This window comes from Corynebacterium sp. ES2715-CONJ3, assembly GCF_024814365.1.
Lineage (GTDB): Bacteria > Actinomycetota > Actinomycetes > Mycobacteriales > Mycobacteriaceae > Corynebacterium.
Genome location: NZ_JANUXS010000003.1, coordinates 127,355 through 152,998, shown reverse-complemented (window position 1 = coordinate 152,998; position 25,644 = coordinate 127,355). Strand labels below are relative to the sequence as shown.

Below are 25,644 nucleotides of genomic sequence, written 5' to 3'. Positions count from 1 at the left end.
TGCTGATTTACATGACTGGTATCGCAATTTTTATGATGGTCTTGTTTATGGTCGTTATTTGGGGAGGCTTTGCTGCTACCCTCATCCACCTACAACGCCACCCCGACGAAGTTTCAGGTGATTTTGGCACCGCTGAATTTGCCACCGACGATGTCTTGCTAGCTCAGGAGATTCGACAGGACTCCGCTTAGTAGACCTCAGCTTTCAATACACGCAAGGGCCGGATCGACATCGAGTCGAGCCGGCCCTTGCGCTATCCGTAGAGAAAATGTGGAAAGATTGTCAATGTGAGCACCCCTCCCCCGTATCCCGATCGCGCCACGGTTATCGCAAGTGGCATTAAAATCCTGGCGGCGTGGTGTCTAAGACTCATGATTATCGTTGCTGCCACTTACTTAGTGGGGATTGTATTGTGGCAAACGTGGCGTGGGGTCCTTCCCATCGCACTGGCGCTCATTGTGTGTACAGTTCTATATCCACCGTTCGTCGTTCTCCGAAAACTCGGGGTTCACCCAGGTTTAGCAGCTTTTCTCACCATAGTGGGATCTTTTACCGTCATCGGTGTTCTCCTTAGGATTATGGCCCCACAGGTAGGCCGTCAGTCTCAAACTCTCTACTACCAAGCTTTCGAAGGAATCCAGAGACTCCAGCTGTGGTTACAGGGCCCGCCTTTTAATTTGGATGCCGAAGATCTGAGTGCCCTCATTAATCGGGCGGTTAACTGGCTTCAGGAAGGCGGCCTATTATTTTCTGGACTCGGCTTCGCCTCCTCTGCACTGATAACAATTGGCATAATCGTGGTGCTTACGTTCTTTTTCCTCAAGGACGGCGACCTTTTTCTCCCGTGGTTATCTGGGATCGTCGGCCCGCGTATCGGCCTCCACCTCACTGAAGTTCTCCACCGTTGCTGGGCTACCTTAGGTGGATTTATCCGCGCTCAAGCAATCGTCTCTCTCGTCGATGCAGTTTTTATCGGTTTGGGTCTCGCAATACTCGGGGTACCCATGGCGCTGGCGCTCGCAGTTCTCACTTTCGTTGCTGGCTTCATTCCCATACTGGGAGCATTTGTCGCAGGTGCCCTCTCGGTTCTAGTTGCTCTAGTGTCCTTGGGTTTTACCGAAGCCCTGATAGCTCTCGCAATTGTGCTCGTAGTTCAGCAGGTTGAGTCCAATATACTGGCACCTCTTTTACACTCGCGAGCGATGAATCTGCACCCGGTGGTAGTCCTCGTCTCCATCACAATCGGCGGTAGCCAATTTGGCATGATGGGCGCTTTCTTGGCTGTACCTGTAGCTGCCATGGTGGCGGTTCTTATGCGCTACCTCAACGAAAAAATTGCCCAGCGAACAGGTGAATACGTAGCGCCGCAGCAGGATTCGGCAGGGAGCAACCCTGCGGTTGACGATTTCGGTGACAGCGAGAATATCGCTCGTTATATTTGTTCCTATGTAAGTTTGGCGCCCAAAAAAGTGGCGGACATCTTTAGTCGCTGAAACTGATAGTAGGATAATTATTTGTGTCTACCGCTACCAGCAAATCGTCTTCCGCGCCCTTTTATGGCTTTTCCTTAAAGATCGCGCTACTCGGCCTCGTCGCTGGCTCTCTGACCGCAGTCGGAGCAACCTTAGTAACGGGAACTCTCGGGGTGCCCTTTCTAGCTATTTTCACCTTCAGCGCTCTGCTGGTTACTATCCTCACCATTCCGAAAGCCCTCTTTATAATAGTGAGTTGTGTACCCGTGTGCTTTGCCACCTCGAGCGCTATAGCGGGATGGCTCATCGTGACTGATAACCAACCAGCCCAAAATCTCAGTACTACAGAGATTATCTCGGTCTTTTACCCCCTCATGCAACACTTCCCCGCACTCCTCACCGCCACCCTTCTATCTGGATTCATCGCGGTTTTGCGAGTAAGCCTCTTGCGCCGCCGCACTCGAGTTATTGAGCGCCGAGTGAAGAAGACCTTGCAAGAAACTAGGGCGGCCAACGCCCGCACCACAATGCAAGCTAGCCAGGCTCGTTCGCGGGTGCGACGCAGCTCTGATAGAGGCACTGTGACGGTAGAAGAATTATTGCGCCGCAATGCGCGATCACGCCCCCCATCGGTCCTTGAACGTGACCCAGAATCGCGTAAACCTCAGACCTATGCTTTACGACCCGTTCGTTCGGTGCGGCCGCCTGAAGCGTCTCCGCCGCAGCCAGCGGCTAGCGAGCAGGCTCAGGCGACTCCCAACCCGCGTCTAGATAAGCGTACCCTGCCTCGACTTGGCTCCCTCGATGACGATTTGTATAGCTAGCAAAAACCTCCCAGCTGGAAAGGTTTTATGAGGTTCGTGCTGGTCGCAGGTCGCGCGGAAGGGCGAAGACGATCTTTTCAGCCGCGGTCCGAACTTCTTCAACGTCGTTATAGCCGTTTTTAGCCAAAAGCTCCAGCACCCCATCGACTAAGATCTCGGGAACGGATGCTCCGGAGGAAATCCCCACTGTATCCACACCGTTGAACCACGCTGGGTCAATTTGATGGGCGTAATCAACAAGATAGGCGGCCTTCGCGCCCGCTTGTAGCGCTACTTCCACGAGCCGTTTGGAATTTGAGGAATTTTGCGATCCCACCACAATGAAAAGATCAGCGCGAGCACCAATCGCTTTGACGGCAACCTGACGATTTTGGGTTGCGTAACATATGTCATCGCTAGGGGGATCGATGAGCTGCGGATACTTCTGGTGCAGCAGATCCACAATTTCCATGGTTTCGGTAACTGACAAGGTAGTTTGGGATAGCCAGATCAGCTTTTCCTTATCGGCCAAGAACTCGGGAAGGGTGGATACCCCGCCGAGGCCATCCACGAGGTGTGTGACACCCGGAGCCTCTCCTACAGTGCCTTCGACTTCTTCGTGGCCTTCGTGTCCGACAAAGAGGATATGATAGCCATCTCGGGCAAATCGTTTAACCTCGTTGTGCACCTTGGTCACGAGCGGGCACGTGGCGTCGAGAGTTGTAAGGTTAAGCTCCGCGGCTTCCCGATGCACCTCGGGGCTAACTCCGTGGGCTGAGAACACCAGATAAGCTCCGTCGGGGACCTCAAAAGTTTCATCAACAAAGATGGCGCCCCGTTCAGCGAGCGTATCTACGACGTAGCGGTTGTGTACGATTTCTTTACGCACATACACTGGTGCGCCATACTTGTCGAGAGCACGCTCGACTGTCTCAACCGCGCGGTCTACTCCTGCACAATAACCGCGCGGTGCGGCCAGGAGCACTTTCTTAGTTGATGTCATAATCTACGAGCTTAATACACATAGGGGGTCGAATTCTATCGTGGACGCAGCACACTCTCCGGAAAACGCGTGGCCAGTCAGGGAATTTAACAATAAAGTTAAAGGTTGGATCGAACGCCTAGGAACAATTTGGGTTGAGGGCCAAGTCACTCAACTCAAAGCCAACCCTCGCTGGCGCTATGGATATCTCACCCTGCGCGATGTCGAAGTTGAGGCCAGTGTGTCGGTCACGTGTCCGCACGAGCTATTAGCCACAATCCACGATGGTGACAGAATCGTTTGTTTCGGTCGACCGCAATTTTACGAAGGTCGCGGCAGCTTTTCACTTCATATAACCAAGATCGAACACCTTGGTCTCGGAGCTATGCTTGCCCGTATTGAAAAATTACGACAACAATTGGCAGCCGAAGGCCTCAGCGATCCAACGCGTAAGAAACCACTTCCTTTTCTGCCGCGACGCATCGGTTTGATAACCGGTCGCGGCTCAGCTGCCGAACGCGATGTCCTCTCGGTAGCACGGCTACGGTGGCCCGAAGTAGAATTTGAGGTTATCAATACCGCCGTGCAAGGCGCACGGGCGGTCCCTGAGATTATTGCAGCCCTGAAAACTCTTGACGAGCATCCCGATGTTGACGTCATTATTATCGCGCGTGGCGGTGGATCTGTTGAAGATTTGCTCCCCTTCTCTGAGGAAGCCTTACAGCGTCAGGTGGTGGCCACCCACACTCCGGTGGTGTCGGCAATTGGGCATGAACCGGATCGCCCCGTACTCGACGATATTGCGGATTTGCGGGCCGCTACTCCCACTGATGCGGCCAAGAGGGTAGTTCCTGATGTGGTGGCCGAACGCGAGCTGATTAAGGAGCTTCGTTACCGTAGCTCGCAGGCGTTGCGTGGCTGGGTATATAAAGAATCACGGGCCCTGAGAGATCTGCGGATGCGACCTGTATTGGCTCGACCGATGAGCCTCGTGGACCAGCATGTTCGGGATCTTTCACTTATTGCAACCCAGTTGGATGGCACCATTCACCGCTATATCGATGGCCTTAACAAAGAGATGCTAATGTTGCGCAAGCAGGTCTCGACTTTAGGCCCTGCAGCTACGCTTGAGCGCGGTTATGCTGTTGTGCAGGTATTACCCCGGGATGGAACACCACCAGAGGTAGTAACTTCAATCCAGCAGTCTCCCCCGGGTTCGCAGCTGCGCATCCGCGTGAATGATGGGTCAATTACCGCGGCAGCCATGCAGAATAAGCCCGCAGACTAACCACAAAGAAAAGGAAAACCATGCCCCACGAGACAATTGGCAGCGGCCAAGGACAAGCAGACTTCGCACCGATAGAATCCCTGCCTTACGAGCACGCCCGCAACGAACTCATCGAGATTGTCAAGATCTTAGAATTAGGTCAAATGAGTTTGGATGAATCACTACGGTACTGGGAACGTGGCGAGGCTCTAGCCCGTTACTGTGAAGAGCAACTCAGCCGTGCTGCCTCGAAGGTTGCGGAGGTCACTGGCCAGCAGGAAAACAGCCAGGATTAACCTTCAGAGATGACAGGATCCGTGAGGATTGTCCCCGCGATAATCGTGTCGAATTCTTGATCGTTGGCGGCTCCTGAGAAGAGAATGCGGACATCACCCAAGTCGATCAAGCGCACCGCGCGAACCCCCTTGTCAGGAGATTCGTACAGCTTCACGGGCGTGCCCTGAATCTGATAGCGAGCGACTAACTCACGGGGATTATTATCGTATTCTGCGATTGCTATGTCAGCCGGCAGACCCGTCTGGGTCATTTTAATATATCCACTCTCGGCAACTACCCAACCCACGACAGTTGCCGGCTGCCCATCGATACTCGAGCGTCTGGCAGAATTAGCAACCCAGTCTTGGGGAGCTTGAGGCAAGCGGAGGGGATAAGGCATAGCCCGAGACTCAAGGCTTAAAAAGGCGCGCGCATCCACTTCTTTCACGGGCCCAAATTCAGGAGCACCAACGGTGGTCGAGCACATGCCAGTTGGCGCAACCGCAACGACCATGACGATGAGGATCGCCCCAAGTGAAAGCGTGATGTCGCGGCCCGATTGGTAGATCCGTGGTTTCTCTTCAGCCATGTGTATGAGTATGTCAGTTGGCATACCGGTTGCAAAGCCTATCTACACTCTGCACCGTCCCCGATTCATACAGTCACCCCTCGTTGAGGGTAAACCCATAGCAAATACCCACTAAATGGTGTCACAATGGTGAATGTCTAGGGATTAAAATGTGGGATTGACGCAAGAGGGTCCCCCTCCCTGGACAAGTGTTGATAGCCTCCACGCCCCTGACCTACAAGGAGATACTGTGACTTATACCTCGAGCAACGAAGTACATACACCCGACCGCAATCTAGCTCTCGATCTTGTTCGGGTGACGGAAGCCGCAGCGTTAGCAGCAGGACGTTGGGTGGGACGGGGCGAGAAGAATAACGGTGATCGAGCCGCGGTGGACGCCATGCGAACCCTTTTAAATTCTGTCCCCATGAAAGGAGTCATTGTTATTGGAGAAGGGGAAAAAGATCACGCCCCCATGCTCTTTAACGGCGAAAAAGTAGGCACCGGCGAAGGCCCTGAGGTTGATATCGCCATCGACCCTGTCGACGGCACCACGCTCATGGCAGAGGGGCGCCCCAATGCTATATCGGTTCTCGCTGCTGCCGAGCGCGGCACGATGTATGATCCGTCGGCAGTCTTCTATATGAAAAAAATCGCAGTAGGCCCGGACTGTGTTGGAGCCATTGATATTAATGCCCCGGTCTCCACCAATATTTCCGCAGTAGCGCGAGCAAAGGGAATTAATAAATCCGATGTCACCGTGGTGGTCCTCGACCGCCCCCGACACGCCGAGCTTATAAGAGATATTCGGGAGGCTGGAGCTAAGGTGCGTTTAATCAGAGACGGCGATGTTGCGGGCGCCGTCGCCGCGGCTCAGATGCGTCGTTCGGTCGATATAATGATGGGTGTTGGCGGAACCCCCGAGGGAATTATTACCGCCTGCGCGATGAAATGCATGGGTGGAGAAATTCAAGGGATTCTCGCCCCCCAGAACGACGCCGAGCGCAGCCGCGCTCGAGCAGCGGGCCACGATCTTAATCGGGTGTTGGGAACCGATGACCTAGTCCGTGGAGATAACTGCTATTTCGTTGCTACCGGCCTGACTAATGGAGATATGCTGCGCGGAGTGAGCTATCGCCGAAACGGCGCCACAACGCGTTCGCTGGTGATGCGTTCGCGCAGCGGCACGGTGCGCTATATCGAATCCGTGCATCAGCTTGCAAAACTACAGGAGTATTCCGCTGTGGATTATCACGCCGACCTCAGATAGCGGGAAAGGGTTGGTGAGGTGATTCATGCCACGAAGCTAGGCCTTCTTGAGCGCTTTAACTCCCGCTGCCCTCGTTTTTGAGCCATACTAGGTTAAGCGCTGGGATTGCTCGTGCGCCTGCCACGCCGAGTGCCCAGTCGACCCAATTTTCCGCAGAAAGTTCTTTTACTTTCACATATTTAAAAGGTTGGAAACGTATATGACTGAATTCCGCATCGAACACGACACTATGGGTGAAGTGAAGGTTCCCGTTAAGGCTCTATGGCGAGCCCAAACCCAGCGTGCTGTGGAGAATTTCCCTATCTCTGGTCGCGGCCTTGAGTCCGCTCAAATCCGGGCCCTCGGCTTACTTAAAGCGGCCTGCGCCCAGGTCAATAAAGACCGTGGTTTGCTCCCTACCGAGCAAGCTGAGGCCATCATCGCGGCTGCTAAGGAAATTGCCGAGGGGAAGCACGACGCTGAATTCCCCATCGATGTATTCCAAACTGGTTCGGGTACCTCATCGAATATGAATACCAACGAGGTCATTGCCTCCATTGCGCATCTCAATGGTGTCGAAGTCCACCCCAACGATCATGTGAATATGGGCCAGTCCTCCAACGACACCTTCCCCACTGCTACCCATATTGCCGCGACTGAGGCTGCGGTGCGCGACCTTATTCCAGGCCTGAAGGTACTGCACGCCTCTCTTGCCGCTAAAGCTAAAGAATGGGAGAGCGTTGTTAAGTCTGGCCGTACTCACCTCATGGACGCGGTCCCTGTGACCCTAGGCCAGGAGTTCAGCGGGTATGCCCGCCAAATTGAGGCTGGTATCGAGCGCGTTGAGGCTTGCCTCCCACGCTTGGGCGAACTTCCTATTGGTGGTACCGCTACCGGCACCGGCTTGAATACTCCCGCTGATTTCGGCGCAAAAGTCACCGCTGAACTAGTCAAGCTCACTGGAGTTGAGGAGCTGAAAGAGTGTGTTAACCACTTCGAGGCGCAGGCAGCCCGCGATGGGTTGGTGGAATTCTCAGGAGCTATGCGCACGATCGCCGTTTCTTTAAACAAGATCGCTAACGATATCCGTCTCATGGGCTCCGGCCCACTGACTGGTCTCGGTGAGATTCACCTTCCTGATCTCCAACCAGGTTCTTCCATCATGCCTGGCAAGGTGAATCCAGTGCTCTGCGAAACTGCTACCCAGGTGGCAGCGCAAGTCATTGGCAATGACGCAGCTGTAGCATTTGGTGGCTCCCAGGGGCACTTTGAGCTCAACGTATTCATCCCGGTGATGGCACGCAACGTCTTAGAGTCGGCTCGCCTGCTCGCTAATACTGCGCGCCAGTTTGCTACTCGACTAGTGGATGGAATCGAGCCCAATGTCGAGCGCATGAAGACACTTGCTGAGTCCTCCCCGTCTATTGTGACCCCGCTGAACTCCGCTATCGGCTATGAAAATGCCGCGAAGGTGGCAAAGACCGCACTCAAGGAAGGCAAGACGATTCGGCAGACCGTTATCGATCTAGGCTTTGTTGACGGAGAAAAACTGACCGAGGAAGAACTCGATAAACGCCTCGACGTTTTGGCGATGGCCAATACTGACCGCGATCACTAATCTCCGCTATCGGCTGCGCCGCTTGTTGTGCTTTGCTGGCACGCGTTTCGACGCCAAGCGGCGCTTTGCTTTATCTCGAGCTTTTTGTTGGGCGGATCGTTGTGGCTGCGTATGCCGCGAGGAGTTACTCGTTCGCCCTTTAGCAATGCCTACAAAATCCTGAATATCGTCACTGTCTTCGGATTTCAACCATACTAAGGCGATGGTGGTGGGGGGAGTTTCACTCTCGATTAATGGACGATGTGCTACACGTGCCCCGCTGAGAGCTTTGAGCATAGGACGCGGAGCAATAACCACACCTACATTGGCTGCCACAGTGTGTAGGTGCGTACGAATCTCCTCGATTTTGAGGGCTTCGGTATACCGGGTATGAACAATTTCGCCGTCTAGTTCCGCTGGCGTGACTGCGTCTAAAAGATTTAAAGGATGGTCACTGGGGAATGCCACTCCTACTTGCTCTTGGTACAAGCGGACCACATGGTAGGTGTCATCGAGACGCGAATCTGGAATCCGAGTGAGCGCTAAGACAACCTCACCCCTGATTAACTCGGCAAGCGGATCATCGCTGGCGTGAACCTTAAGCTCGGTCTGAGAGGTGCGATCTCGGAAGCGTCGAAACCACTTATCGGGTTCGGTTCCAGTGATAAAACTTAAGGTGAGCATGAAATAATGGTACCGTCTACTACGTGAATGAAGAATCTGCACGCAAACCGTCTGGGATTTATATGAAGCCCCAGACAGCCGCTAAGAAGCTAGGCATCTACTTGCCCGCCGCCCCAGAGGAGTTCCAACATACTGCGCTCAGTCACGAAGAATTTGTGGCTTTGCAAGAGGCAGCCCCTCATTGGTTGGAAGAGTTACGCCGCACTGGGCCGCATCCTCGCCCAGTGGTGGCTCAGAAACTGGGTATCACCATCGCCGCTCTGAAGCGCAATGACATGGATAAGCCCTTAACTACTGCCGAGATTAAGGACTTGCTCAATAACCAGCCGGAGTGGCTGCGCACCGAACGAACTAACCTCGCGGAAAACCGCGATTCACACTAGGTTTAAGCTCCCCACGCTCTATTTGCTCGCTCGAGCAGGTTGACATTCTGCGGGAGGATCAAGGTCTGAGCCTCGTCGTTCACGATGCTGGTCAGGGCTGTCCATCCATGAAGAGCTGACCCGACCATGGCGACGTGCTTAGCGAGCGTCGCCACAGTTATATCCTTGCGGATTATAGGTATGTGGGTAGCAGTTCTTTTCAACGTCGTGGAATTCACGATGCCCAGCTCGCTCCGCGGGCTACAAAGCTGTTCTCCTTCCCACCAAGCAACAACCGCATATCCGGCCTCTTTTACCAAGCCGTCCGGATTGAGGAAGAGAATATCGTCGCACCCGTAGCCTCCAGCCCTCAAGGAATCAATGAGACCAAGGTCCCACCCCTTTATCTCAGGTCGCTCACGGGTGTCGGTGACACTAAAGAGTGAGGTCTCCGTACGAATTGGCCGCATGGATCGTAACCTGAGGAATATCTGGCCTGTCTTTACCTCGTATTCGAGGCGGGGAAATCCCCACATAATATCACTGAGTGCGGCCTCGAGGATCTTCCTTGGAACACAAATTCCGCAGGCCTGAGAAAAACGCTCAAGGTGCAGATCGAGATGGGATGTGCGGCCGAGCTCCACAGGGAAGGAATCTATGATAACGCGCCCAGATACTTTGTGGGAGGTAGGAACGAATCCCTGAGCGGGATCGAATACCGACAGATCAATGTCCACGAGGGAAATCCTGCGCCACACTGTCGGTAAGGGGTCGGGCTTTGGTCATAATCTCAGCATATTCCGCTACGGGATCAGACTGGGCAACAATCGCCCCTCCCACTCCATAGCGCGCCTGGCCACCTGAGATAACTAAGGTTCGAATCACCATGGAGAGATCAAACTGGCCGTCGCAGCTAAAATAGCCCAGCGCGCCCGAATAAATACCGCGTGGCCCCTTCTCCAGTTCTGAGATAATGCGCATTGTTCGCTCTTTAGGTGCGCCCGTCATCGAACCGCCTGGAAACGTCGCTCGCATAATCTCAGAGATACCCACTCCCGGCGCGCGCTGTGCGCGCACAGTGCTCACGAGCTGATGGGTACTCGCGAAACTCTCCACTTCAAAAAGAGGAGCCGCTACTACCGTCCCGGGCTGGGCAATGCGAGCGAGGTCATTGCGTACTAGATCCACAATCATAAGATTTTCGGCACGGTCTTTTGGGTGAGACAGTAAATCGTTTCTAAGGGCTTGATCCTCCCGCGGGTCGTAGCTGCGAGCCCTTGTCCCTTTGATGGGGCGAGACTCTATCACGCCATCTTGATCGCAGTGGAGGAATCGCTCAGGCGAACTTGACATTACTTGGGTGTTGGAAAAATTGAGCCAAGCTCCTAGCGGAGTGCGGTTGCGAAATTGTGCATAACAACTCCTCGGGTCGAAACTATCGATGGTTGCCGTAAGTTGCGTAGTCAAACACACCTCATAGGAATCTCCCGCCGCAATATACTCTTGGGCACGCTGGATGGCTGCTAGGTATTCAACTTCCGAATGCCAGGCTGTGAGTTTTCCTATGCTCGTTGGAAAATAATGGGGTGATGTAGCGCTCACTGTCTGCGCCATTCTGCGTGCCCAGTGGTGCTGAGCGAGATTCGCCTTGGCTGCACCCTCTTTGGTGAGATAGAGGATATGAGTTTTCTTACTTCGATGGTCAAACGCTAGAGCTCTGTCACTGAGTACAAAGTGCAGGGCTGCTGGATGATCCTCGGGATTGAGCGCGTCATGAACCTCGTAGCCAAAATAGCCCACGAAGCCGAGGCTAAAGCTAAGTTCTAGGTCTCTGACCGCGGAGGTGTCTGCGTGAATCAGAGCATCTTCCAAAAGCTCGATATTACCCTGCCCTCCGGGATTTCGGGCAGCACCCCACCCTTGGACTTCTCGGGCGAAAGGACCGCCCTTGATACCGAGATAACTCCAGCGACCATCACGGTGGTGCGGATCGGTGGAATCGAGAAGATACACAGGATCAGCTGTTATGTTGAGAGGATCCACGCAGCCCTCGATAGTCTTAACCTCTACCCGATAGCCTGAGTGTACTTTGGCTATGGGCTTTGGTGGGGCGGGGTGTGCGACCGTGCATTGAGATGAGGAATTTTTATGGTTTTTCGCGAGATTGAGAAAATTCTCGATCAAGCGGTGTCCGTCGAAACCCCCAATGGATTCGGGGTGGAATTGGACACCCCATTGGGGTTTGCTGCGATGCCTGATTGCCATGATCGTGGTGTCATCGGCGCGCGCTGTGATGTCAAATTCAGCAGGAATATTAGTGATGGCTCTGGAGTGATAGCGAACTACTTCCAAAGGGGATGTTAAACCGGCAAAGAGGTCTTGGCCATCATGCTTGATCCAGCTCGTGCGGCCGTGCATGGGCGTGGGGGCCAGTATTGACTGGGCTCCGTAGGCGAAGCCTAGCGCTTGGTGCCCCAGACAGACACCAAGTAATGGGGTTATACTGTGGCGGATAATCTCGAGGCTATTGCCAATATCTTGCGAGTTCTCGACTGCTCCAGGACCAGGCGAGAGAATGATGGCATCTGCCGTATCTGCCAGCGCCACCGTCATATCTCGAAAATCAATGACATCGACACGGGCGCTGGGGAGAATATCCAGGATATACGTGTGCACGTTATAGGTAAATGAATCTTGGTGATCGACGATAATGATATGCACATCAGCTAAGGTAGACGAGGTCCACGGGTTTTGACAATAAAGCCCCGCTGCCCGAGGTTTAACTTTCTCTAGGCAACGGGGCTCGGATTTTCAGAGATTTTTAAAACATCTTCCAATCTTCTAGACCTGGATAGAGGGGGAATTTCTTCGTGAGAGCATCAACTCGCTCGCGTAGGTTTGTGAGATTTTCCGATCCGGTTAGAGCCGCTGCGATGATGTCTGCTACCTCCGCAAAGGCGTCGTGGTCGAAGCCGCGCGTAGCTAGGGCCGGGGTACCAATGCGCAGGCCGGAAGTTACCATCGGTGGGCGCGGATCGAATGGGACGGCATTGCGGTTGACGGTAATTCCCGCTTCATGCAGCAGATCCTCGGCTTCTTGCCCATTGAGCTGAGAATTGCGCAGATCCACAAGTGCAAGGTGGACATCGGTTCCACCGGTTAATACATCGACTCCCGCGCGGGTGCAATCGTTTTGCATCAGGCGTTCGGCTAGAACTTTGGCACCATCGAGCGTGCGATGTTGGCGCTCGGCGAATTCAGAAGTGGCCGCAATCTTCATGGCTACCGCTTTTGCGGCAATCGCGTGCACCAAAGGGCCGCCCTGCTGTCCCGGGAAGACGCTGGAATTTAGAGCCTTGGCGTAGTCCTGTTTGGCTAAAATAATACCGGAGCGGGGTCCGCCCAAAGTCTTGTGTACTGTCGTGGACACCACGTCGGCATAGGGCACGGGGCTCGGGTGAACGCCTGCTGCAACGAGCCCAGCAAAATGCGCCATATCGACCCATAATTTGGCCCCTACTTCATCGGCGATATCCCTGAAGGCGGCAAAATCGAGATGTCGCGGATACGCAGACCAACCGGCGATGAGAACCTGAGGTCGCTCCTTGAGGGCCATATCGCGTACTTGATCCATATCCACTCGGAATGTGTGCGGATCGACCCCATAGGCTGCAACCTCATAGAATCTGCCGGAAAAATTGAGCTTCATGCCGTGGGTGAGGTGACCACCGTGCGCTAAGGACAGACCCATGATCTTATCCCCTGGCTGAGCGAGCGCCATGAGCACCGCGGCATTGGCTTGGGCACCCGCGTGGGGCTGGACATTGGCAAATTCTGCACCAAAAAGGTCCTTAGCTCGTGATCGGGCTAGATCTTCCACGACATCGGCGTGCTCGCAGCCACCGTAATAACGGCGACCTGGATATCCTTCGGCATATTTGTTAGTAAAGACAGAACCTTGCGCCTGCAGCACGGCACGGGGAACAAAATTCTCTGAGGCAATCATTTCGAGGGTGGAGCGCTGTCTCGAGAGCTCTCCCGAAATCGCCTCGGCAATATCTGGATCTAATTCAGCAAGGGATTGGTAGCGAATATCATTAGACATGAGGGCTTTATGGAACCTTTCTCTTTCAATTGAGCTCTTCTTTATCGTGATCCAACCTAAGAATTCAGGGTACCAGCGGTCAGTGATGGAAAGGGTTGGGGATCTTTAAGGCTCAGATCTAAGAATATACTCACGTTCCCCTGTGACGGGAGCGCTTCGTATTTTTAGTTTCAACCAGTTTGCCCTTCTTATGCTGTGGTTGGCACAATTTAGGTTTATGTCCCGCGCAAAAATAGGTAGTCCCTATCTGGAATTCGATCGCGAATCCTGGCGATACCTGAGAAAGTCTTTTCCCCAAGTTCTCAGCGAACACGAGGTTGAGCAACTTCGAGGCATCGGAGAAAACCTCGATATCGAAGAGGTCGCCGAAGTCTACCTTCCCATCTCTCGTTTGATCCACCTGCAGGTTGCAGCACGCCAAGGGTTGCACGCAGCTACCCATACCTTTCTCGGCGAAGGTCCAGAACACGTCCCTTTCGTCATTGGTATCGCGGGGTCGGTAGCCGTCGGCAAATCGACGACTGCGCGATTATTGCAAGTTCTCCTGCAACGCTGGCCCAACCACCCACATGTAGATCTTGTCACTACCGATGGATTCCTTTATCCAGCCCGTGAGCTAAGGCGGCGCGGTCTCATGGAACGCAAGGGCTACCCCGAAACCTATGATCAACGCGCGCTCTTGCGTTTTGTGAGTGATGTGAAAGCGGGCAAGGCACCTGTGCATGCACCGGTTTATTCGCATACTCTCTACGACCGAGTACCCGAGACCTACCACGTAGTTTCACGTCCCGATATTCTTATTGTGGAGGGGCTCAACGTTTTACAGCCGAGTCCGAACCTAGCAATATCCGACCTATTCGACTTTTCTGTCTATGTGGACGCGGAGAGCGGGGACATCGAACAATGGTATATCAATCGTTTCCTGGAGCTGCGCTATTCCTCGTTTAAAGAGCCTGACTCCCACTTTCGGCATTTTGCTGATCTTGGCGATGAGGAAGCCACCGCTCAAGCCCGCAGTATCTGGCAAACGATTAACTTGCCCAACCTGGTAGAGAATATTCTGCCTACCCGTGCGAGGGCTTCACTGGTGTTGGTCAAGGGCGCCGACCACAGTGTGCAGCACGTGCGCATGCGCAAAGTCTAGAAAGAATTGATCCACTGTTCGATGGGGTCTAACTCCGCGAAGTTAACTAGATCGATATCACGTCCAAAGGTATCCAATATATTTTGCTCGGCCGGGTTCCTCAGGGGTTTGAGAGCAATGCCTGCTGCTAGAGCTCGCATCATAGTTTTGTGCTTGGTGGAAAGTTGAGAATAGATCAGCCTACCGGGAAGGTAAAAACGTTGATAATGCGGGGCGAGACGTGCCAGGCTGTCTTTTTCCCGCGCATAGTCAACGGGAGACATACCGACCACAGCGAGCGCAATCGGGGGCTGGTACTCGCCTAAAGCCGCGGCCCCCTCCACGGCGGGGATCACCGGCCCGTGAATAAAACTGAAGAAGACGACCGGCTGGCCGTCTTTCGGCACGGCTGCATCTAAGGTGTGAGCATGGGTACTCAAACGCTGAGCTAATTCCTCGGCGTAATCCCTGCTGGATCCGTATTGGGAGTCATAGCGGATATGGGCTACGGGTGTGGTCAAGAGCTGCTCACTCCTTCGAGTGTTGTCTACTTAAAGAATGTTATTTTCCGAAGCGGCGAGAGCGTTTGGAGTAGTCACGCAATGCTCTTAAAAAGTCGAGCCGTCGGAAGGCAGGCCAATAGGTATCGGTGAACCAAATCTCGGAATACGCGGACTGCCACAGCATAAAACCAGATAAACGTTGTTCACCGGAAGTTCTGATAACCAGGTCAGGATCAGGCTGGCCTGAGGTATACAGGTGAGAGGAAATGGATTCAGCACTAATCTGTCGAGCCATCTCAGCTGCGGATATTCCCTGGGTGGCGGCATCTGCGATCACAGCGCGGACCGCATCCACAATCTCTTGGCGCCCACCATAACCCACGGCCACATTCACTGTAACCCCACAGTGTTCCAAAGTTTTATGAGATGCTTTTTGCAACCGCGCTGCAATATGCTCTGGCAGTAAGTCGAGGTGTCCCACCAGGCGAACGACACAGTCACGCTGCGGGGCGGCTAGCTCATCGACAACATCGCCAATGATATCGAGCAGTAACTGCAATTCATCAGGGCTGCGCTCCAGATTTTCAGTCGATAGGAGGTAGACAGTAACCGATTTGATTTTGGTTCCCTTGCACCAGGACACTAGCTCACCAATCTTCTTAGCGCCCACTCGATGCCCTTGGCTGACATCAATGAAGCCGGCTTCCCGCGCCCACCGTCTGTTTCCATCGCACATGATGGCGACATGGCTTGGTTGTTCCACATCGGCGATTTCACACAGGAGGCGGCGTTCGTATAGAGGATAAAGGAGCGAGGGGAGAGAAAATCTCATCGACCCTAGAACCAATGCTTTTTGCGCTGGTCAAGAAGGCCGGCTTCTGCCATCGCTCGATCCAGAGCGCCAGCATCAAATGGATCAATTTGGTGTTCCTCAGCAAAAAGCCGGCGTCGATTCAGGCGTGAGTAGCGTCGATGAAAAGCCCAACCGATGAATAGCACCGCGACGACTAGAGCTACCAAAACGAACCAGCCGATTGGTGATGCCTTGCCAAATTCGCTGCCGACGGGTCCTGGACCCTGCTGCGCTAAAAAGATCACAGATGAAAAATCCACCGGATATACTCCCAAAGTCTGTGCTGGTATTGAGACACTTAGTGTGAGGCATCGCAACTAATGCTGTCTTCAGCGATTTAACTGCCCGCCACTACCCTATCGAGCATTAAGTATATCCGCACACCCGCCCGTGGTGGGTATCCTCATCTCAATGCAGCTCTCAAACGAGTGCGAGAGGTCCCTCTCCGCCGCAGCTCACCGCGTTGGGAGCATCAGACATGAATCCTGTCACGTTGATGATTCCGGGCCATAACTTATTGCCAAGGGCTCTCTTTATAGTTAGTTTTGACTATCAAGTCCAGCGAATAGATCGGTTTCGGGAAGCGAACTGGGCACACGGCTAAATGCCAACTCGAATTCTTCGGTCGGCCAGTATTCGCGTTGCACGTCCACAGGGGTAAAAAAGAAGAGACCATCCGGATCGATCTGAGTCGCATGAGCGCGCAGTGCGGCATCGCGAGCATCGAAGAAATCGCTGCACTCCACTCGTGTGGTCACGCGCTTCATGAGGTCGGCTCCGTTTTCTTTAAAGTGCTCCAAAATGTCACCATAGGGGCTTTGGGCCCCGTCACGCGAGGCAAGCTCGTGGAAAAGCTGCAGGCGTTGAAATACAAAGCCGTGCGTATAGTACAGCTTCAGGGGGGTAAAGGGGGCTCCAAGCTCGGGGTGATATTGGGGGTTTCCAGCATATTCCCAGGCCATGAGCGAGACTTCATGCACTTTCAGGTGATCGGGGTGCGGATAGCCGCCGTTTTCGTCATAGGTCAAAATCACTTCAGGTTTAAATTCACGAATAATTTTTACAAGCTTTTGAGTTATCTCATCGGAGTCGACGAGCGCAAAGCAGCCCTCTGGGAGAGGCGGCAATGGATCGCCCTGAGGGAGACCAGAATCTTCGTAGCCCAACCAACGATGCTCAACCCCTAAAACCGCGGCCGCTTTCGCCATTTCGTCCTTTCGGACTTCGCGAATATTTTCTTTAATTCCAGGCCGATCCATCGCTGGATTAAGAATATCTCCGCGCTCGCCGCCCGTGCAGCTCACCACCAATACCTCGTGTCCTTCCGAGATATAACGGGCCATCGTGGCAGCCCCTTTACTCGATTCATCATCAGGATGGGCATGGATGGCAAGAATTTTAGGAAGGCAATGGGTCATCGGTTGTCCTTTTAACTATACTTTTGCTGGTGAGTTAGTCCCTCCAAGATTGTCATAGAGGAGACCAATCCACCTATTTTATCTATCAGGTAGAAGTTGACAAGTCCCCAATTATATACGTATTTGGCTATACGCCTATGGATAATGACGGCTTCTGCAACGAAAACGTCTACACTATGAGCTAACCCCGGATTTGTTAACCACGGACGGCTGGATCCTAAATCCTAACCTTGATCACAGCCGTGGTGAAGGAGAATTTAGCTGTGACCATGCGCAGTAGATATGCCGCCGAGCCCAAGGAATCGCAATCGTCGATGACGGGGAAGCTCATGGCTATTGCCATTTTGGTTTTAGTTATCGGCTTCGCAGTCGCTTTCGCCAAATACCTCCAGACTGCACAATCGCAACCAATCACGATTCAATTTGTCAACGCCGAGCCCATTAATGATGAGAATATAACTGTCATCGCTGATATCACCCGTAAAGATACCTCCCAACCCGCCTACTGCATTGTGACGGCACTCAACTTTGATATGGCCGAGGTGGGCCGGCGCGAAGTATTTGTTCCCGCTGGTGGGCAAAATATCGCTCGGTGGAATATCAATATTCCCACGCGCGAGCGCGCAGTAGCAGGAGCCGCCTATGGCTGCAGTGACTCTATTCCATTCTACTTAGAGCAGAAAGCACCCTAATACTCGCGACAGCACTATTCCGCGTCAATATTTGGTAGAATCTCCTCCGACTACTTAGACTACAGAAATCCTAGGCCCCGCATCGCTCCTCAAATTTTTGGGAGTTGGGGCGTCTCTATTTATCACTATGCAAAGGTTCGTGTGACATGGCAGAGCAGCAGAAGCAATATATCACTCCGGAAACTAAGGCCAAGCTCGAGGAAGAGCTCAATGCCCTGATCGCGCACCGCCCTATTGTGGCTGCGGAGATCAACGAGCGCCGCGAGGAGGGCGATCTCAAAGAAAACGCCGGCTATGATGCCGCTCGCGAAATGCAGGATCAGGAAGAGGCTCGCATCAAGCAGATCTCCGAAATCCTCGCGAATTCCACTACCGAGCGTTCCGCCGTTGTCGAAGGTGTAGCCGCCGTCGGTTCGGTTGTACACGTTTATTATAACGGTGATGAAAATGATAAAGAGACTTTCCTCATCGGTACTCGTGCTGCCGCCTCCGATAATAAAGATCTGGAAACCTACTCCGAACAGTCCCCTCTCGGAGCCGCACTTATCGGTGCTCAAGAAGGAGAAACTCGCGAATACACTGCTCCTAGTGGGTCAACCCTCAGCGTGACTCTCGTATCTGCAGAGCCTTATGACTCCACAAAGGCCTCGACTCCGCGCCAGGCCTAATATTCTTTATGAGAACTACTCTACAACGGTTAGGTATCTGCGGATATCTAACCGTTTTCTTATCCGTCAGCGCGTGCTCCACCCCGCAACCAGACCCCCCGGAGCTACCGTTGAAAGTGCTATCGTCTCTCGATAGCACTATCCCCCTAGTACGACCCGTAGCAAAAGATCCCCTTGATCGGCTCATCAATCAGGTAGATAGTGGTTTCCATCCCCAGCAGAACAAACCTGGCTATATTGATTGCCTCGGCCCAGCTCTCATTCAACCCCGCAGCATAAAATTAAGCTGTACTTCATCGAACAGCATCACTTCGATCACATGGACCCGGTGGGCTAAAGACACAGCGATAGGCTCAGGCAATCTGCGCGATGGCAGTAGCGTTAGCATAGTGCTCTCTGACCCTATTGATACGCAGCAAGGATGGGCTTTTAGTCAGGTATTTGTTGACGATATAGCCCTGCTGTTCTATCAGCTTACGGGTTAAAAAAATCCGGTTACACCCCATCACGTGGTGTGCAACCGGATTTCTATTTGGTTTTAACGATTTGAGAAATAGCTCAGCAGCCGCAAGATTTCGGTGTAGAGCCAGACCAAGGTCACAGCTAATCCGAGAGCCACACCCCACGCCATCTTTGATGGTGCTCCCTGACGGATAAGTTTCTCGGCGACATCAAAGTCCTGTAGGAAGCTCATGGCAGCAAGACCGATACACACGAGGGAGAAGATAATGGCAATCGGTCCACCATCACGCAATACATTGGACACGCCCAAGATGGCGAGCATGAAGTTACCGAGCGCCAGTACCAGAACACCGATCATAGCCCCAGTGAGAATCTTGGTAAATCGCGGGGTCACCTTAACGGCGCCAGTCTTATACGCATAGAGCATGCCCAGGAAGACGCCTAGGGTTCCCAGAACGGCTTGACCGATCATAGCCCCAGCGTTATTTCCTCCCACGAGGAAACCAGAGAATAGAACCGAAATACCTCCAACGAAAAGTCCTTCGAAGGCTGCATAGACCAAAGTCACTGGTGCAGATCCAAACTTTTTGCCGAACGTGGCAATAAGAACAGTGACCAGACCGCCTATGGCACCAACTGCCGTAAGTCCCATGCTAAGGGCTGGACTTACCAGCGCAATGCCAAAGTTAACAGCGGCTAGCGCCACAATAATCGCCAAAACGATTCCAGTCTTGGTCACCACATCGTCGACAGTCATAGGACGCTCAGTGCTAACTGGCGCGGGAGTAAAACCGTCTAGACCCGTCGGGGCCTGCTGGTAGTCTCCGTAATAATTCGTCGCCTGTCCTTTTGCGGGGAGAGAGGCGAGCACTGGATTGCTGCTACGCATAGGTAGTAACACTGTCCTTTCGCTACTTTTCTACTTATATAGTCCTGCGGATCAATTATCCCCAAGACCAGGTACATCCTTCTAACGTGACCGCACTAACAATAGTTCCCGCGCCTCTTTTATGCGGGGGTTAGTGCCTCTTGGTCACTGCTATCTGTCAACCCCTCAAGGAAAGTATCGCCTTGAGTATCCAAAGCTCGAGAAAGAGCATCTACGGCATGTTCGTTGAAACGCGGGCTGACCGGCAATGCGATTGACCCAGAGGCGATATCCAGGCGAGTATGAGTTCCGGAGAGAATTGTCACTGTCTCTCCTTGCGCCAGAAACCGACAGTAGCCTGGTGTGGTTACGGTGGCGGATCCATGAGCAAGCCACAGGACGAGATCAGTTCGAGCGCGTGCGAAGACGGTCAGAGGATCGCTGAGTGGAACATGAACAGATTTAAGATTGAGAAAACTCGCGGGCGTCTGACCTGTGTGGCGCTTAAAAGCTCGTGTCAGACTACTCGTGGCCGAGAATCCTACATGCTGAGAGGCGAGTTTAATACTCATCCCCCGACTTATGAGATCGGCAGCGCTGGCTACCCGACATGCGGCTCGCCATTCGGAAAACGGTAATCCTGTGGATTTGAGAAATTGTCGCTGGAGAGTTCGAGCACTGATGCGGTGGGATTGGGCAAATACCTCAAGTGAGGTCGTGCAGCTCGGTTGCGCTAATAATTCGCTAGCAACACGGCGTGCGGCCTGTTCTACTGGCAGCGGAGGACATTGAAAACGGGGTTGATGAAGAGTTGTAAGGAATCCCTCACTGCAATGCTTCTCCCCGAGCCGGGCTCTGGCATATTCAGCTATTATGCGTCGATCCCAGTCCGGACCCAGAGAGATTTTTCGAGTAGGCCCAGGGAGCATATCAGTAAATTTGAACGAGATAATGCTCGCCTCGGCGCTATCGATGACCGTCGCACTTTCCGGAGCGATGACGAGATCGCCCGCGACAATATGAAGCATCCGGTCGGGTGCCTTAATAATGGCTTGCCCGATGCGGCACCACATGAAAGTGGTCGTACGTGTTTTGGTGGTATCTTTGATCACAATTGCGCTCATTCCCATTAGGTTAGCCTAAGCAAAAAGCCAGTGAGCCCATTGTAAAGGTCACACCGGCTAAAAGCTAGGCCCACACCACCAAAAGTTTGATTTATAAGGGTATCTTAGGCGCGAGCGCGTCGCTGAGCATACGCATAGCCACAACCATGCCGCATACTCATTTCCACAAAAGCGCGTCCTCCGGTCGATTGATTCTCGCGCACATAGTAGGAGCTGTTGAGATCATAAGGGTTACATTGACGAAGGTGATAGACCACAGTATCGTCAACGTCGCGCGTGACAAAAAGGTCTGTTGAATCTGTGTGCTGCATGGTGGTGGTTGCCATCAGGGTGCTCCTTAAAAAGATTATGTCCTCGTTGCGTATGGTTGCGTGTGCAAATTACTTAATAAGCAATCTATGGGGCTTATCTGAAGAAGGGGTCGACCCAAGCTGTCAAATTGCTGTGAGTTACTAAATGTCCCTCTAAGCTGCCATTTAGGCGATGAGTAAATTCGTCGGCGTGTTTGAATTCCACCCACTTTAGGGGCTAGATTCCACTGCTTCTCAACTAAAAGATAAAGACCTTGCGATTTCTCGCAAGGTCTTTATCTGTGCCCCCAGTGGGACTCGAACCCACACTGTATTGATTTTAAGTCAACCGCCTCTGCCGATTGGGCTATGGGGGCAACGAGTAATTATCTTAATGTAGATACCCGTTATTTTCTAAATGAAGATCTCACCAGCGCGAACACGGTGTTTTATGGGGAACTCTTTGAAGAGATCATGCCCAGAATGATCCCGTCTAAAATATCCTTTTCACTAATGGTGATCTGTGAAATATTGGTGATATAGGCGATCATGTCGATTATGGCATTGACTACTAATCCCCCACCGGCGAGAACATCCGCTCGTCCTGGATGAATCACAGGATTCATGCGCCGCTCAGCACTACTGAGCCCGATGAGCTCCTTATTCAACACTTTTAAGGCGGGAAATCTTAGCGTTGTGTTATGAATTTTCGTAGCATCATAGGTCTCTAAACCCAGTGCCAAGGCAGCGAGTGTGGTAAACGTGCCGGCGCACCCGACAAATGTGCGAGCCTGGGAAATAGGTACTGCGTTTTGCACGTCACGTAGCTGTTGGGAAATATACTCTGCGGCCTGAAGCTGTTCTTTGTCAGTTGGAGGATCCGTGTGAAGGATGCGCTCGCTCAGCCGCACACACCCCATTTGTGCCGAGTAAGAACCGAGAATCTTGCCATGAGGATAACCGACTACAAATTCGGTGGAGCCACCGCCTAAGTCGATGACGCAGAAGGGTCCTCGATCAGGGTTCAGATCGGCCACGGCCCCGGCAAAAGAAAGTTGTGCCTCCTCGTCCCCACTAATAACCTCCGCAACCGCTCCCTCCCTAATTGGAGCGAGCTCAGTACGCGTCATATCAAAGAAAACCTCGCGATTTTTTGCATCCCGGGTCGCAGATGTCGCCACCATACGGATATCGGCAACCCTCTCGGCGCGCATAATATCGACATAGCGAGCGAGTACGAGACGTGCTCGCTCGATTGCTGCTGGATCAAATTCACCTGTCGCATCCACTGCGGCTCCCAGGCGGACGATTTCCATCTGACGCGCTATTTCTTTGATGTCGCCATCCCGGGTGCACTCTACAATAAGAAGCCGTAGGGAGTTCGTCCCACAATCAATCGCTGCATATCTAGTCATGCGCGTGGCGCCTCAGCATGAGTGAAGTCGAAGTGCTCCATATCGATACCTAAATCATCAACCGTAGGCCAGTCTTCAGGAATAGCGGTTCCGCGCAGGTTAGCGTGTTGGGCAGCAATGGCGACGGCCTCGGTCCCCAGTTGGACATGTTGCGGTCCTTCAGCCAGGGCATAGGCGATAAGAACGTGAAGGCATTTTACTCGATCTGGCATTCCCCCACCAGAGAACTCGGTTCCTAGGTCCTCTAAGCTATTGCGCTTATCAAGGAAATACTCGTGGGCTCTTCGATAGTCCGCCGCGAGCTCGTGATCTTTGGATAGACGCTCAGTCATCCATTTCATAATATGAGCGACCTCCAAGCGGGATGCTTCGGCCGTTAACCGCGGGTCTGTCAGATAGTAGAGAGTGGGAAAAGGCGTTCCATCCTCTAAGCGAGGACGCGTCATCACGACGCCAGGTGCACCGTCCGGGCATCGATAGGATATTTCAACGACTCCACGCGGACTGCGACCAAGTTGGCGGGCTACGGCAGCTAGATCTTTTTCGTCGACACTCATATCTGAAGATTTTAGACTATGCCCGCCCTCTCACCTATCTTTCACCCTCCTCGGGAGCCGATGGGACGGGAGCCTGCAGATCGCTCAAAAGAGGAAGCTTATTTTCTCGCGGCGGCTGTTCATCCTCCTCGGGGATCACAGTCACTGAATCCCAGAGGGTCTCGTACCAAATACGAATTTCTTCATTTTTCGGGCTAACTGCTTGCGTATGATGGGAGTTCTCAAGGCCAGGGTCGATGATCCGGAAGGCACGTTCGCCAGGGGCAATGACCCCTAATCGAATTCGTGCTTGCTCGCGTATATACTCTTCGGATTGATAATGGTTCAGATCGTCTTGGAGCTTCTCTTTTTGCTTGGTGAGCTGAGAAATCGAGACCTCCAAGCGGTCTATCTCAGAGCGCTGCTCCATATAATCGCGCACCGGTACGTAGATAATGACTATGACGAAAGCAACGGCAGCAATTATGGCTGCATAGGCTTCAAGACCGAGTCGCACGGGTGTGCGCTTCGGACGTGTAGCCCTTATTTCTTTCTCACGGTTGAGAACCGGAACAGCTCTATTTTTACGTTGCATAGGATTCTAAATTTTAGCACCTTCACGCCCACAGGTATCTAAAGCCGCACGGGGTGGTACCCGTAGAAATAAACTGAACTCGCACCTTCACGTTTGAAGGTGCGAGTTCAGTTAGTCAATAAGGGAGGGGAAACGGCTAACTTCTAGCCTAGACCCTAGCCCTGGAAACGTGGGAATGCAGAGCGCCCAGCATAAACTGCTGCACCCTCGAGTTCCTGCTCAATGCGCAGTAACTGGTTGTACTTCGCCACCCGCTCAGAACGAGCAGGAGCACCGGTCTTAATCTGACCGCAGCCCAACGCCACAGCAAGATCAGCAATGGTGGTGTCCTCGGTCTCACCGGAGCGGTGAGACATCATGCAACGGTAACCATTGCGGTGAGCCATCTCAACGGCATCGAAGGTCTCAGTCAAAGTACCGATCTGGTTAACCTTAACCAGGAGCGCGTTGCAGGCCTTCTTCTCGATGCCTTCCTTGAGGCGAGCTGGGTTGGTAACGAAGAAATCGTCGCCCACGAGCTGTACCTTGTCACCAATCTTAGCGGTGAGGTTGGTATAACCTTCCCAGTCGTCTTCCTGAAGAGGATCCTCGATAGATACGATTGGATAAGCGTCAACGAGTTCCTCGTAAACCTTGGCCATCTCTTCTGCGGTGTGCTCGCCACCTTCGAAGTGGTACTTACCATCCTTGTAGAACTCCGAGGATGCAACGTCTAGGGCCAAAGCGATATCGGCACCTGGCTTCAGACCGGCCTTCTCAATGGCTTCTACAATGAGGTCTAGAGCGGCACGGGTGGACTCAACCGAAGGAGCAAAGCCGCCCTCGTCGCCAAGGCCAGTAGAAAGCCCCTTGGACTTAATAACGGACTTGAGGGAGTGGTACACTTCCGCACCCATGCGCAGTGCTTCGGAGAAGGATTCAGCGCCAATAGGAGCGATCATGAATTCCTGAACGTCCACACCGGAGTCAGCGTGTGCGCCGCCATTGACAATATTCATCATCGGAACTGGCAAGACGTGTGCGTTCGGTCCACCGATATAGCGATAGAGGGGTAGACCAGCTGACTCGGCTGCCGCGTGAGCAGCGGCCATAGATACACCCAAGATAGCGTTTGCACCGAGGTTCTTCTTGTTCTCAGAACCGTCGAGCTCGATCATGGCCTGGTCGATCAGACGCTGGTCATCGGCTGGGATACCTGCGATAGCATCGGCGATCTTTTCGTTGACGTTCTTTACTGCCTGCAAAACTCCCTTGCCGAGGTAGCGGTCGCCACCGTCGCGCAATTCGTGTGCCTCGTGGACGCCGGTGGAGGCGCCTGATGGAACGCCGGCGACGCCGTGAGCGCCATCGTCGAGGAAAGCCTCAACTTCAACGGTAGGGTTACCGCGTGAGTCAAGAATTTCGCGTGCAAATACATGCATAATATCAGCCACTGTAAAACTCCTCTGTGGTTAAAGGTAAGTGTTCTCGTATGAGGACTCGTCTTACGAGCTTATATAACAAACGCACTTTTTTTAAGTGTCCGCCTTGGCTTTCTGTGAGAGCATGTTTGGTTTTGTGGTTTTTAGCCTAGATATTCCTCCCCCACCTTGTCGTAGAAACCGGCGCTGAACAGCGTTTTCCGAGCAATATCAAGTGTCGGTGTCGATCCTTGATGGCCGTCGAGATTAGGTTGTGAGTTTCTGCACATCAACGATCTTCACACGAACAGTTCGTTCTGCTTGGTTGAAAG

Annotated in this window: 30 protein-coding genes and 1 tRNA gene; 12 read left to right on the top strand and 19 right to left on the bottom strand. The window is 53.0% G+C overall.

Annotated features, from left to right (window positions below; all coding sequences use genetic code 11):
- Positions 1 to 11 precede the first annotated feature (11 nt).
- The 3 genes from metS to NXT00_RS04760 all read left to right on the top strand — a co-directional run bounded on the left by metS (position 12) and on the right by NXT00_RS04760 (position 2,296).
- Positions 12 to 191: a methionine/alanine import NSS transporter subunit MetS gene (metS, locus tag NXT00_RS04770; RefSeq protein ID WP_259078184.1), complete on the top strand. Its 180-nt coding sequence runs from the start codon at positions 12 to 14 to the stop codon at positions 189 to 191.
- A 96-nt stretch (positions 192 to 287) separates the two neighbouring features.
- Positions 288 to 1,493, top strand: coding sequence for an AI-2E family transporter (locus tag NXT00_RS04765; RefSeq protein WP_259158290.1), 1,206 nt, complete (start codon positions 288 to 290; stop codon positions 1,491 to 1,493).
- 23 nt (positions 1,494 to 1,516) lie between these two features.
- Positions 1,517 to 2,296 (top strand): DUF6542 domain-containing protein, encoded by a 780-nt coding sequence (locus tag NXT00_RS04760; protein WP_259078188.1) that lies wholly within the window; start codon positions 1,517 to 1,519, stop codon positions 2,294 to 2,296.
- Between the two features lie 25 nt (positions 2,297 to 2,321).
- Here NXT00_RS04760 and NXT00_RS04755 read toward each other — a convergent pair whose 3' ends face one another.
- A complete protein-coding gene (locus tag NXT00_RS04755) occupies positions 2,322 to 3,278 on the bottom strand; it encodes a 4-hydroxy-3-methylbut-2-enyl diphosphate reductase (protein WP_259078190.1) in 957 nt (318 codons plus the stop codon).
- 40 nt (positions 3,279 to 3,318) lie between these two features.
- Here NXT00_RS04755 and xseA point away from each other — a divergent pair, with 40 nt between their 5' ends.
- Together xseA and NXT00_RS04745 are read left to right on the top strand one after the other, a co-directional pair.
- Positions 3,319 to 4,545 (top strand): exodeoxyribonuclease VII large subunit, encoded by a 1,227-nt coding sequence (gene xseA / locus NXT00_RS04750; RefSeq protein ID WP_396124738.1) that lies wholly within the window; start codon positions 3,319 to 3,321, stop codon positions 4,543 to 4,545.
- 20 nt (positions 4,546 to 4,565) lie between these two features.
- The gene (locus NXT00_RS04745) at positions 4,566 to 4,820 is read left to right on the top strand and encodes an exodeoxyribonuclease VII small subunit (protein WP_259078192.1); all 255 of its coding nucleotides are present in this window, start codon (positions 4,566 to 4,568) and stop codon (positions 4,818 to 4,820) included.
- Here the strand turns inward: NXT00_RS04745 and NXT00_RS04740 are convergent.
- On the bottom strand, positions 4,817 to 5,389 hold the full coding sequence (locus NXT00_RS04740) for a DUF4245 domain-containing protein (protein WP_259078194.1): 573 nt from the start codon (positions 5,387 to 5,389) through the stop codon (positions 4,817 to 4,819). The two genes, NXT00_RS04745 and NXT00_RS04740, sit on opposite strands and share 4 nt — an antisense overlap.
- Positions 5,390 to 5,618: 229 nt before the next feature.
- On the opposite strand from NXT00_RS04740, the gene glpX reads away from it, so the two are divergent.
- Positions 5,619 to 6,638: a class II fructose-bisphosphatase gene (gene glpX, locus NXT00_RS04735; protein ID WP_259078196.1), complete on the top strand. Its 1,020-nt coding sequence runs from the start codon at positions 5,619 to 5,621 to the stop codon at positions 6,636 to 6,638.
- A gap of 199 nt (positions 6,639 to 6,837) precedes the next feature.
- Positions 6,838 to 8,235 (top strand): class II fumarate hydratase, encoded by a 1,398-nt coding sequence (locus tag NXT00_RS04730; protein WP_259078199.1) that lies wholly within the window; start codon positions 6,838 to 6,840, stop codon positions 8,233 to 8,235.
- A 6-nt stretch (positions 8,236 to 8,241) separates the two neighbouring features.
- Here NXT00_RS04730 and NXT00_RS04725 read toward each other — a convergent pair whose 3' ends face one another.
- The gene (locus NXT00_RS04725) at positions 8,242 to 8,898 is read right to left on the bottom strand and encodes a LysR family transcriptional regulator substrate-binding protein (protein WP_259158288.1); all 657 of its coding nucleotides are present in this window, start codon (positions 8,896 to 8,898) and stop codon (positions 8,242 to 8,244) included.
- A 62-nt stretch (positions 8,899 to 8,960) separates the two neighbouring features.
- Here NXT00_RS04725 and NXT00_RS04720 point away from each other — a divergent pair, with 62 nt between their 5' ends.
- A complete protein-coding gene (locus NXT00_RS04720; protein WP_259158286.1) occupies positions 8,961 to 9,281 on the top strand; it encodes a DUF5997 family protein in 321 nt (106 codons plus the stop codon).
- A 2-nt stretch (positions 9,282 to 9,283) separates the two neighbouring features.
- Here the strand turns inward: NXT00_RS04720 and NXT00_RS04715 are convergent, their stop codons facing one another.
- The 3 genes from NXT00_RS04715 to glyA all read right to left on the bottom strand — a co-directional run bounded on the left by NXT00_RS04715 (position 9,284) and on the right by glyA (position 13,365).
- On the bottom strand, positions 9,284 to 9,997 hold the full coding sequence (locus NXT00_RS04715) for an aminotransferase class IV (protein ID WP_259158283.1): 714 nt from the start codon (positions 9,995 to 9,997) through the stop codon (positions 9,284 to 9,286).
- Positions 9,987 to 11,981 carry an aminodeoxychorismate synthase component I gene (gene pabB, locus NXT00_RS04710; RefSeq protein WP_259158282.1) on the bottom strand — a complete coding sequence of 665 codons (1,995 nt, stop codon included), beginning with the start codon at positions 11,979 to 11,981 and terminating at the stop codon, positions 9,987 to 9,989. The genes NXT00_RS04715 and pabB overlap by 11 nt, the downstream gene beginning before the upstream one ends.
- Before the next feature lie 100 nt (positions 11,982 to 12,081).
- A complete protein-coding gene (glyA, locus tag NXT00_RS04705) occupies positions 12,082 to 13,365 on the bottom strand; it encodes a serine hydroxymethyltransferase (protein WP_259078209.1) in 1,284 nt (427 codons plus the stop codon).
- Positions 13,366 to 13,582: 217 nt separating this feature from the next.
- On the opposite strand from glyA, the gene coaA reads away from it, so the two are divergent.
- Positions 13,583 to 14,509 carry a type I pantothenate kinase gene (gene coaA / locus NXT00_RS04700; protein ID WP_259078211.1) on the top strand — a complete coding sequence of 309 codons (927 nt, stop codon included), beginning with the start codon at positions 13,583 to 13,585 and terminating at the stop codon, positions 14,507 to 14,509.
- Here the strand turns inward: coaA and NXT00_RS04695 are convergent.
- The 4 genes from NXT00_RS04695 to mca form a co-directional block, all read right to left on the bottom strand.
- Positions 14,506 to 15,009, bottom strand: a complete 504-nt coding sequence (locus NXT00_RS04695; RefSeq protein ID WP_259078213.1) for a flavodoxin domain-containing protein — start codon at positions 15,007 to 15,009, stop codon at positions 14,506 to 14,508. The genes coaA and NXT00_RS04695 overlap by 4 nt on opposite strands.
- Positions 15,010 to 15,049: 40 nt before the next feature.
- Positions 15,050 to 15,823 carry an isoprenyl transferase gene (locus NXT00_RS04690; protein ID WP_259078215.1) on the bottom strand — a complete coding sequence of 258 codons (774 nt, stop codon included), beginning with the start codon at positions 15,821 to 15,823 and terminating at the stop codon, positions 15,050 to 15,052.
- 5 nt (positions 15,824 to 15,828) lie between these two features.
- The gene (locus tag NXT00_RS04685; RefSeq protein WP_259078217.1) at positions 15,829 to 16,104 is read right to left on the bottom strand and encodes a hypothetical protein; all 276 of its coding nucleotides are present in this window, start codon (positions 16,102 to 16,104) and stop codon (positions 15,829 to 15,831) included.
- Between the two features lie 279 nt (positions 16,105 to 16,383).
- A complete protein-coding gene (gene mca / locus NXT00_RS04680) occupies positions 16,384 to 17,262 on the bottom strand; it encodes a mycothiol conjugate amidase Mca (protein WP_259078218.1) in 879 nt (292 codons plus the stop codon).
- A 269-nt stretch (positions 17,263 to 17,531) separates the two neighbouring features.
- On the opposite strand from mca, the gene NXT00_RS04675 reads away from it, so the two are divergent.
- From NXT00_RS04675 to NXT00_RS04665, 3 genes are all read left to right on the top strand, one after another.
- Positions 17,532 to 17,954, top strand: coding sequence for a DUF4307 domain-containing protein (locus NXT00_RS04675; RefSeq protein WP_259078449.1), 423 nt, complete (start codon positions 17,532 to 17,534; stop codon positions 17,952 to 17,954).
- Between the two features lie 146 nt (positions 17,955 to 18,100).
- Positions 18,101 to 18,622, top strand: coding sequence for a transcription elongation factor GreA (gene greA / locus NXT00_RS04670; protein WP_259078220.1), 522 nt, complete (start codon positions 18,101 to 18,103; stop codon positions 18,620 to 18,622).
- Positions 18,623 to 18,630: 8 nt separating this feature from the next.
- Complete coding sequence (locus NXT00_RS04665) at positions 18,631 to 19,107, top strand: hypothetical protein (protein WP_259158281.1); 477 nt, start codon at positions 18,631 to 18,633, stop codon at positions 19,105 to 19,107.
- A 53-nt stretch (positions 19,108 to 19,160) separates the two neighbouring features.
- Here NXT00_RS04665 and NXT00_RS04660 read toward each other — a convergent pair whose 3' ends face one another.
- The 9 genes from NXT00_RS04660 to NXT00_RS04620 form a co-directional block, all read right to left on the bottom strand.
- On the bottom strand, positions 19,161 to 19,973 hold the full coding sequence (locus NXT00_RS04660; protein ID WP_259158279.1) for a Bax inhibitor-1/YccA family protein: 813 nt from the start codon (positions 19,971 to 19,973) through the stop codon (positions 19,161 to 19,163).
- Between the two features lie 119 nt (positions 19,974 to 20,092).
- Positions 20,093 to 21,076, bottom strand: a complete 984-nt coding sequence (locus NXT00_RS04655) for an AraC family transcriptional regulator (protein WP_259078225.1) — start codon at positions 21,074 to 21,076, stop codon at positions 20,093 to 20,095.
- A gap of 104 nt (positions 21,077 to 21,180) precedes the next feature.
- Complete coding sequence (locus NXT00_RS04650) at positions 21,181 to 21,402, bottom strand: hypothetical protein (RefSeq protein WP_259078226.1); 222 nt, start codon at positions 21,400 to 21,402, stop codon at positions 21,181 to 21,183.
- Positions 21,403 to 21,669: 267 nt separating this feature from the next.
- Positions 21,670 to 21,743, bottom strand: a tRNA-Leu gene (locus tag NXT00_RS04645).
- Between the two features lie 72 nt (positions 21,744 to 21,815).
- The gene (locus NXT00_RS04640) at positions 21,816 to 22,781 is read right to left on the bottom strand and encodes a Ppx/GppA phosphatase family protein (RefSeq protein WP_259078227.1); all 966 of its coding nucleotides are present in this window, start codon (positions 22,779 to 22,781) and stop codon (positions 21,816 to 21,818) included.
- On the bottom strand, positions 22,778 to 23,338 hold the full coding sequence (locus NXT00_RS04635; RefSeq protein ID WP_259078228.1) for a DUF501 domain-containing protein: 561 nt from the start codon (positions 23,336 to 23,338) through the stop codon (positions 22,778 to 22,780). Before NXT00_RS04635 ends, NXT00_RS04640 begins: the two co-directional genes overlap by 4 nt.
- A 34-nt stretch (positions 23,339 to 23,372) precedes the next feature.
- Positions 23,373 to 23,912, bottom strand: a complete 540-nt coding sequence (locus NXT00_RS04630; RefSeq protein ID WP_259158277.1) for a septum formation initiator family protein — start codon at positions 23,910 to 23,912, stop codon at positions 23,373 to 23,375.
- Positions 23,913 to 24,067: 155 nt separating this feature from the next.
- Entirely contained in the window at positions 24,068 to 25,345 is a 1,278-nt protein-coding gene (gene eno / locus NXT00_RS04625; protein ID WP_259078230.1) for a phosphopyruvate hydratase, read from the bottom strand.
- 131 nt (positions 25,346 to 25,476) lie between these two features.
- A complete protein-coding gene (locus NXT00_RS04620) occupies positions 25,477 to 25,602 on the bottom strand; it encodes a hypothetical protein (protein ID WP_259078232.1) in 126 nt (41 codons plus the stop codon).
- Positions 25,603 to 25,644: the final 42 nt, after the last annotated feature.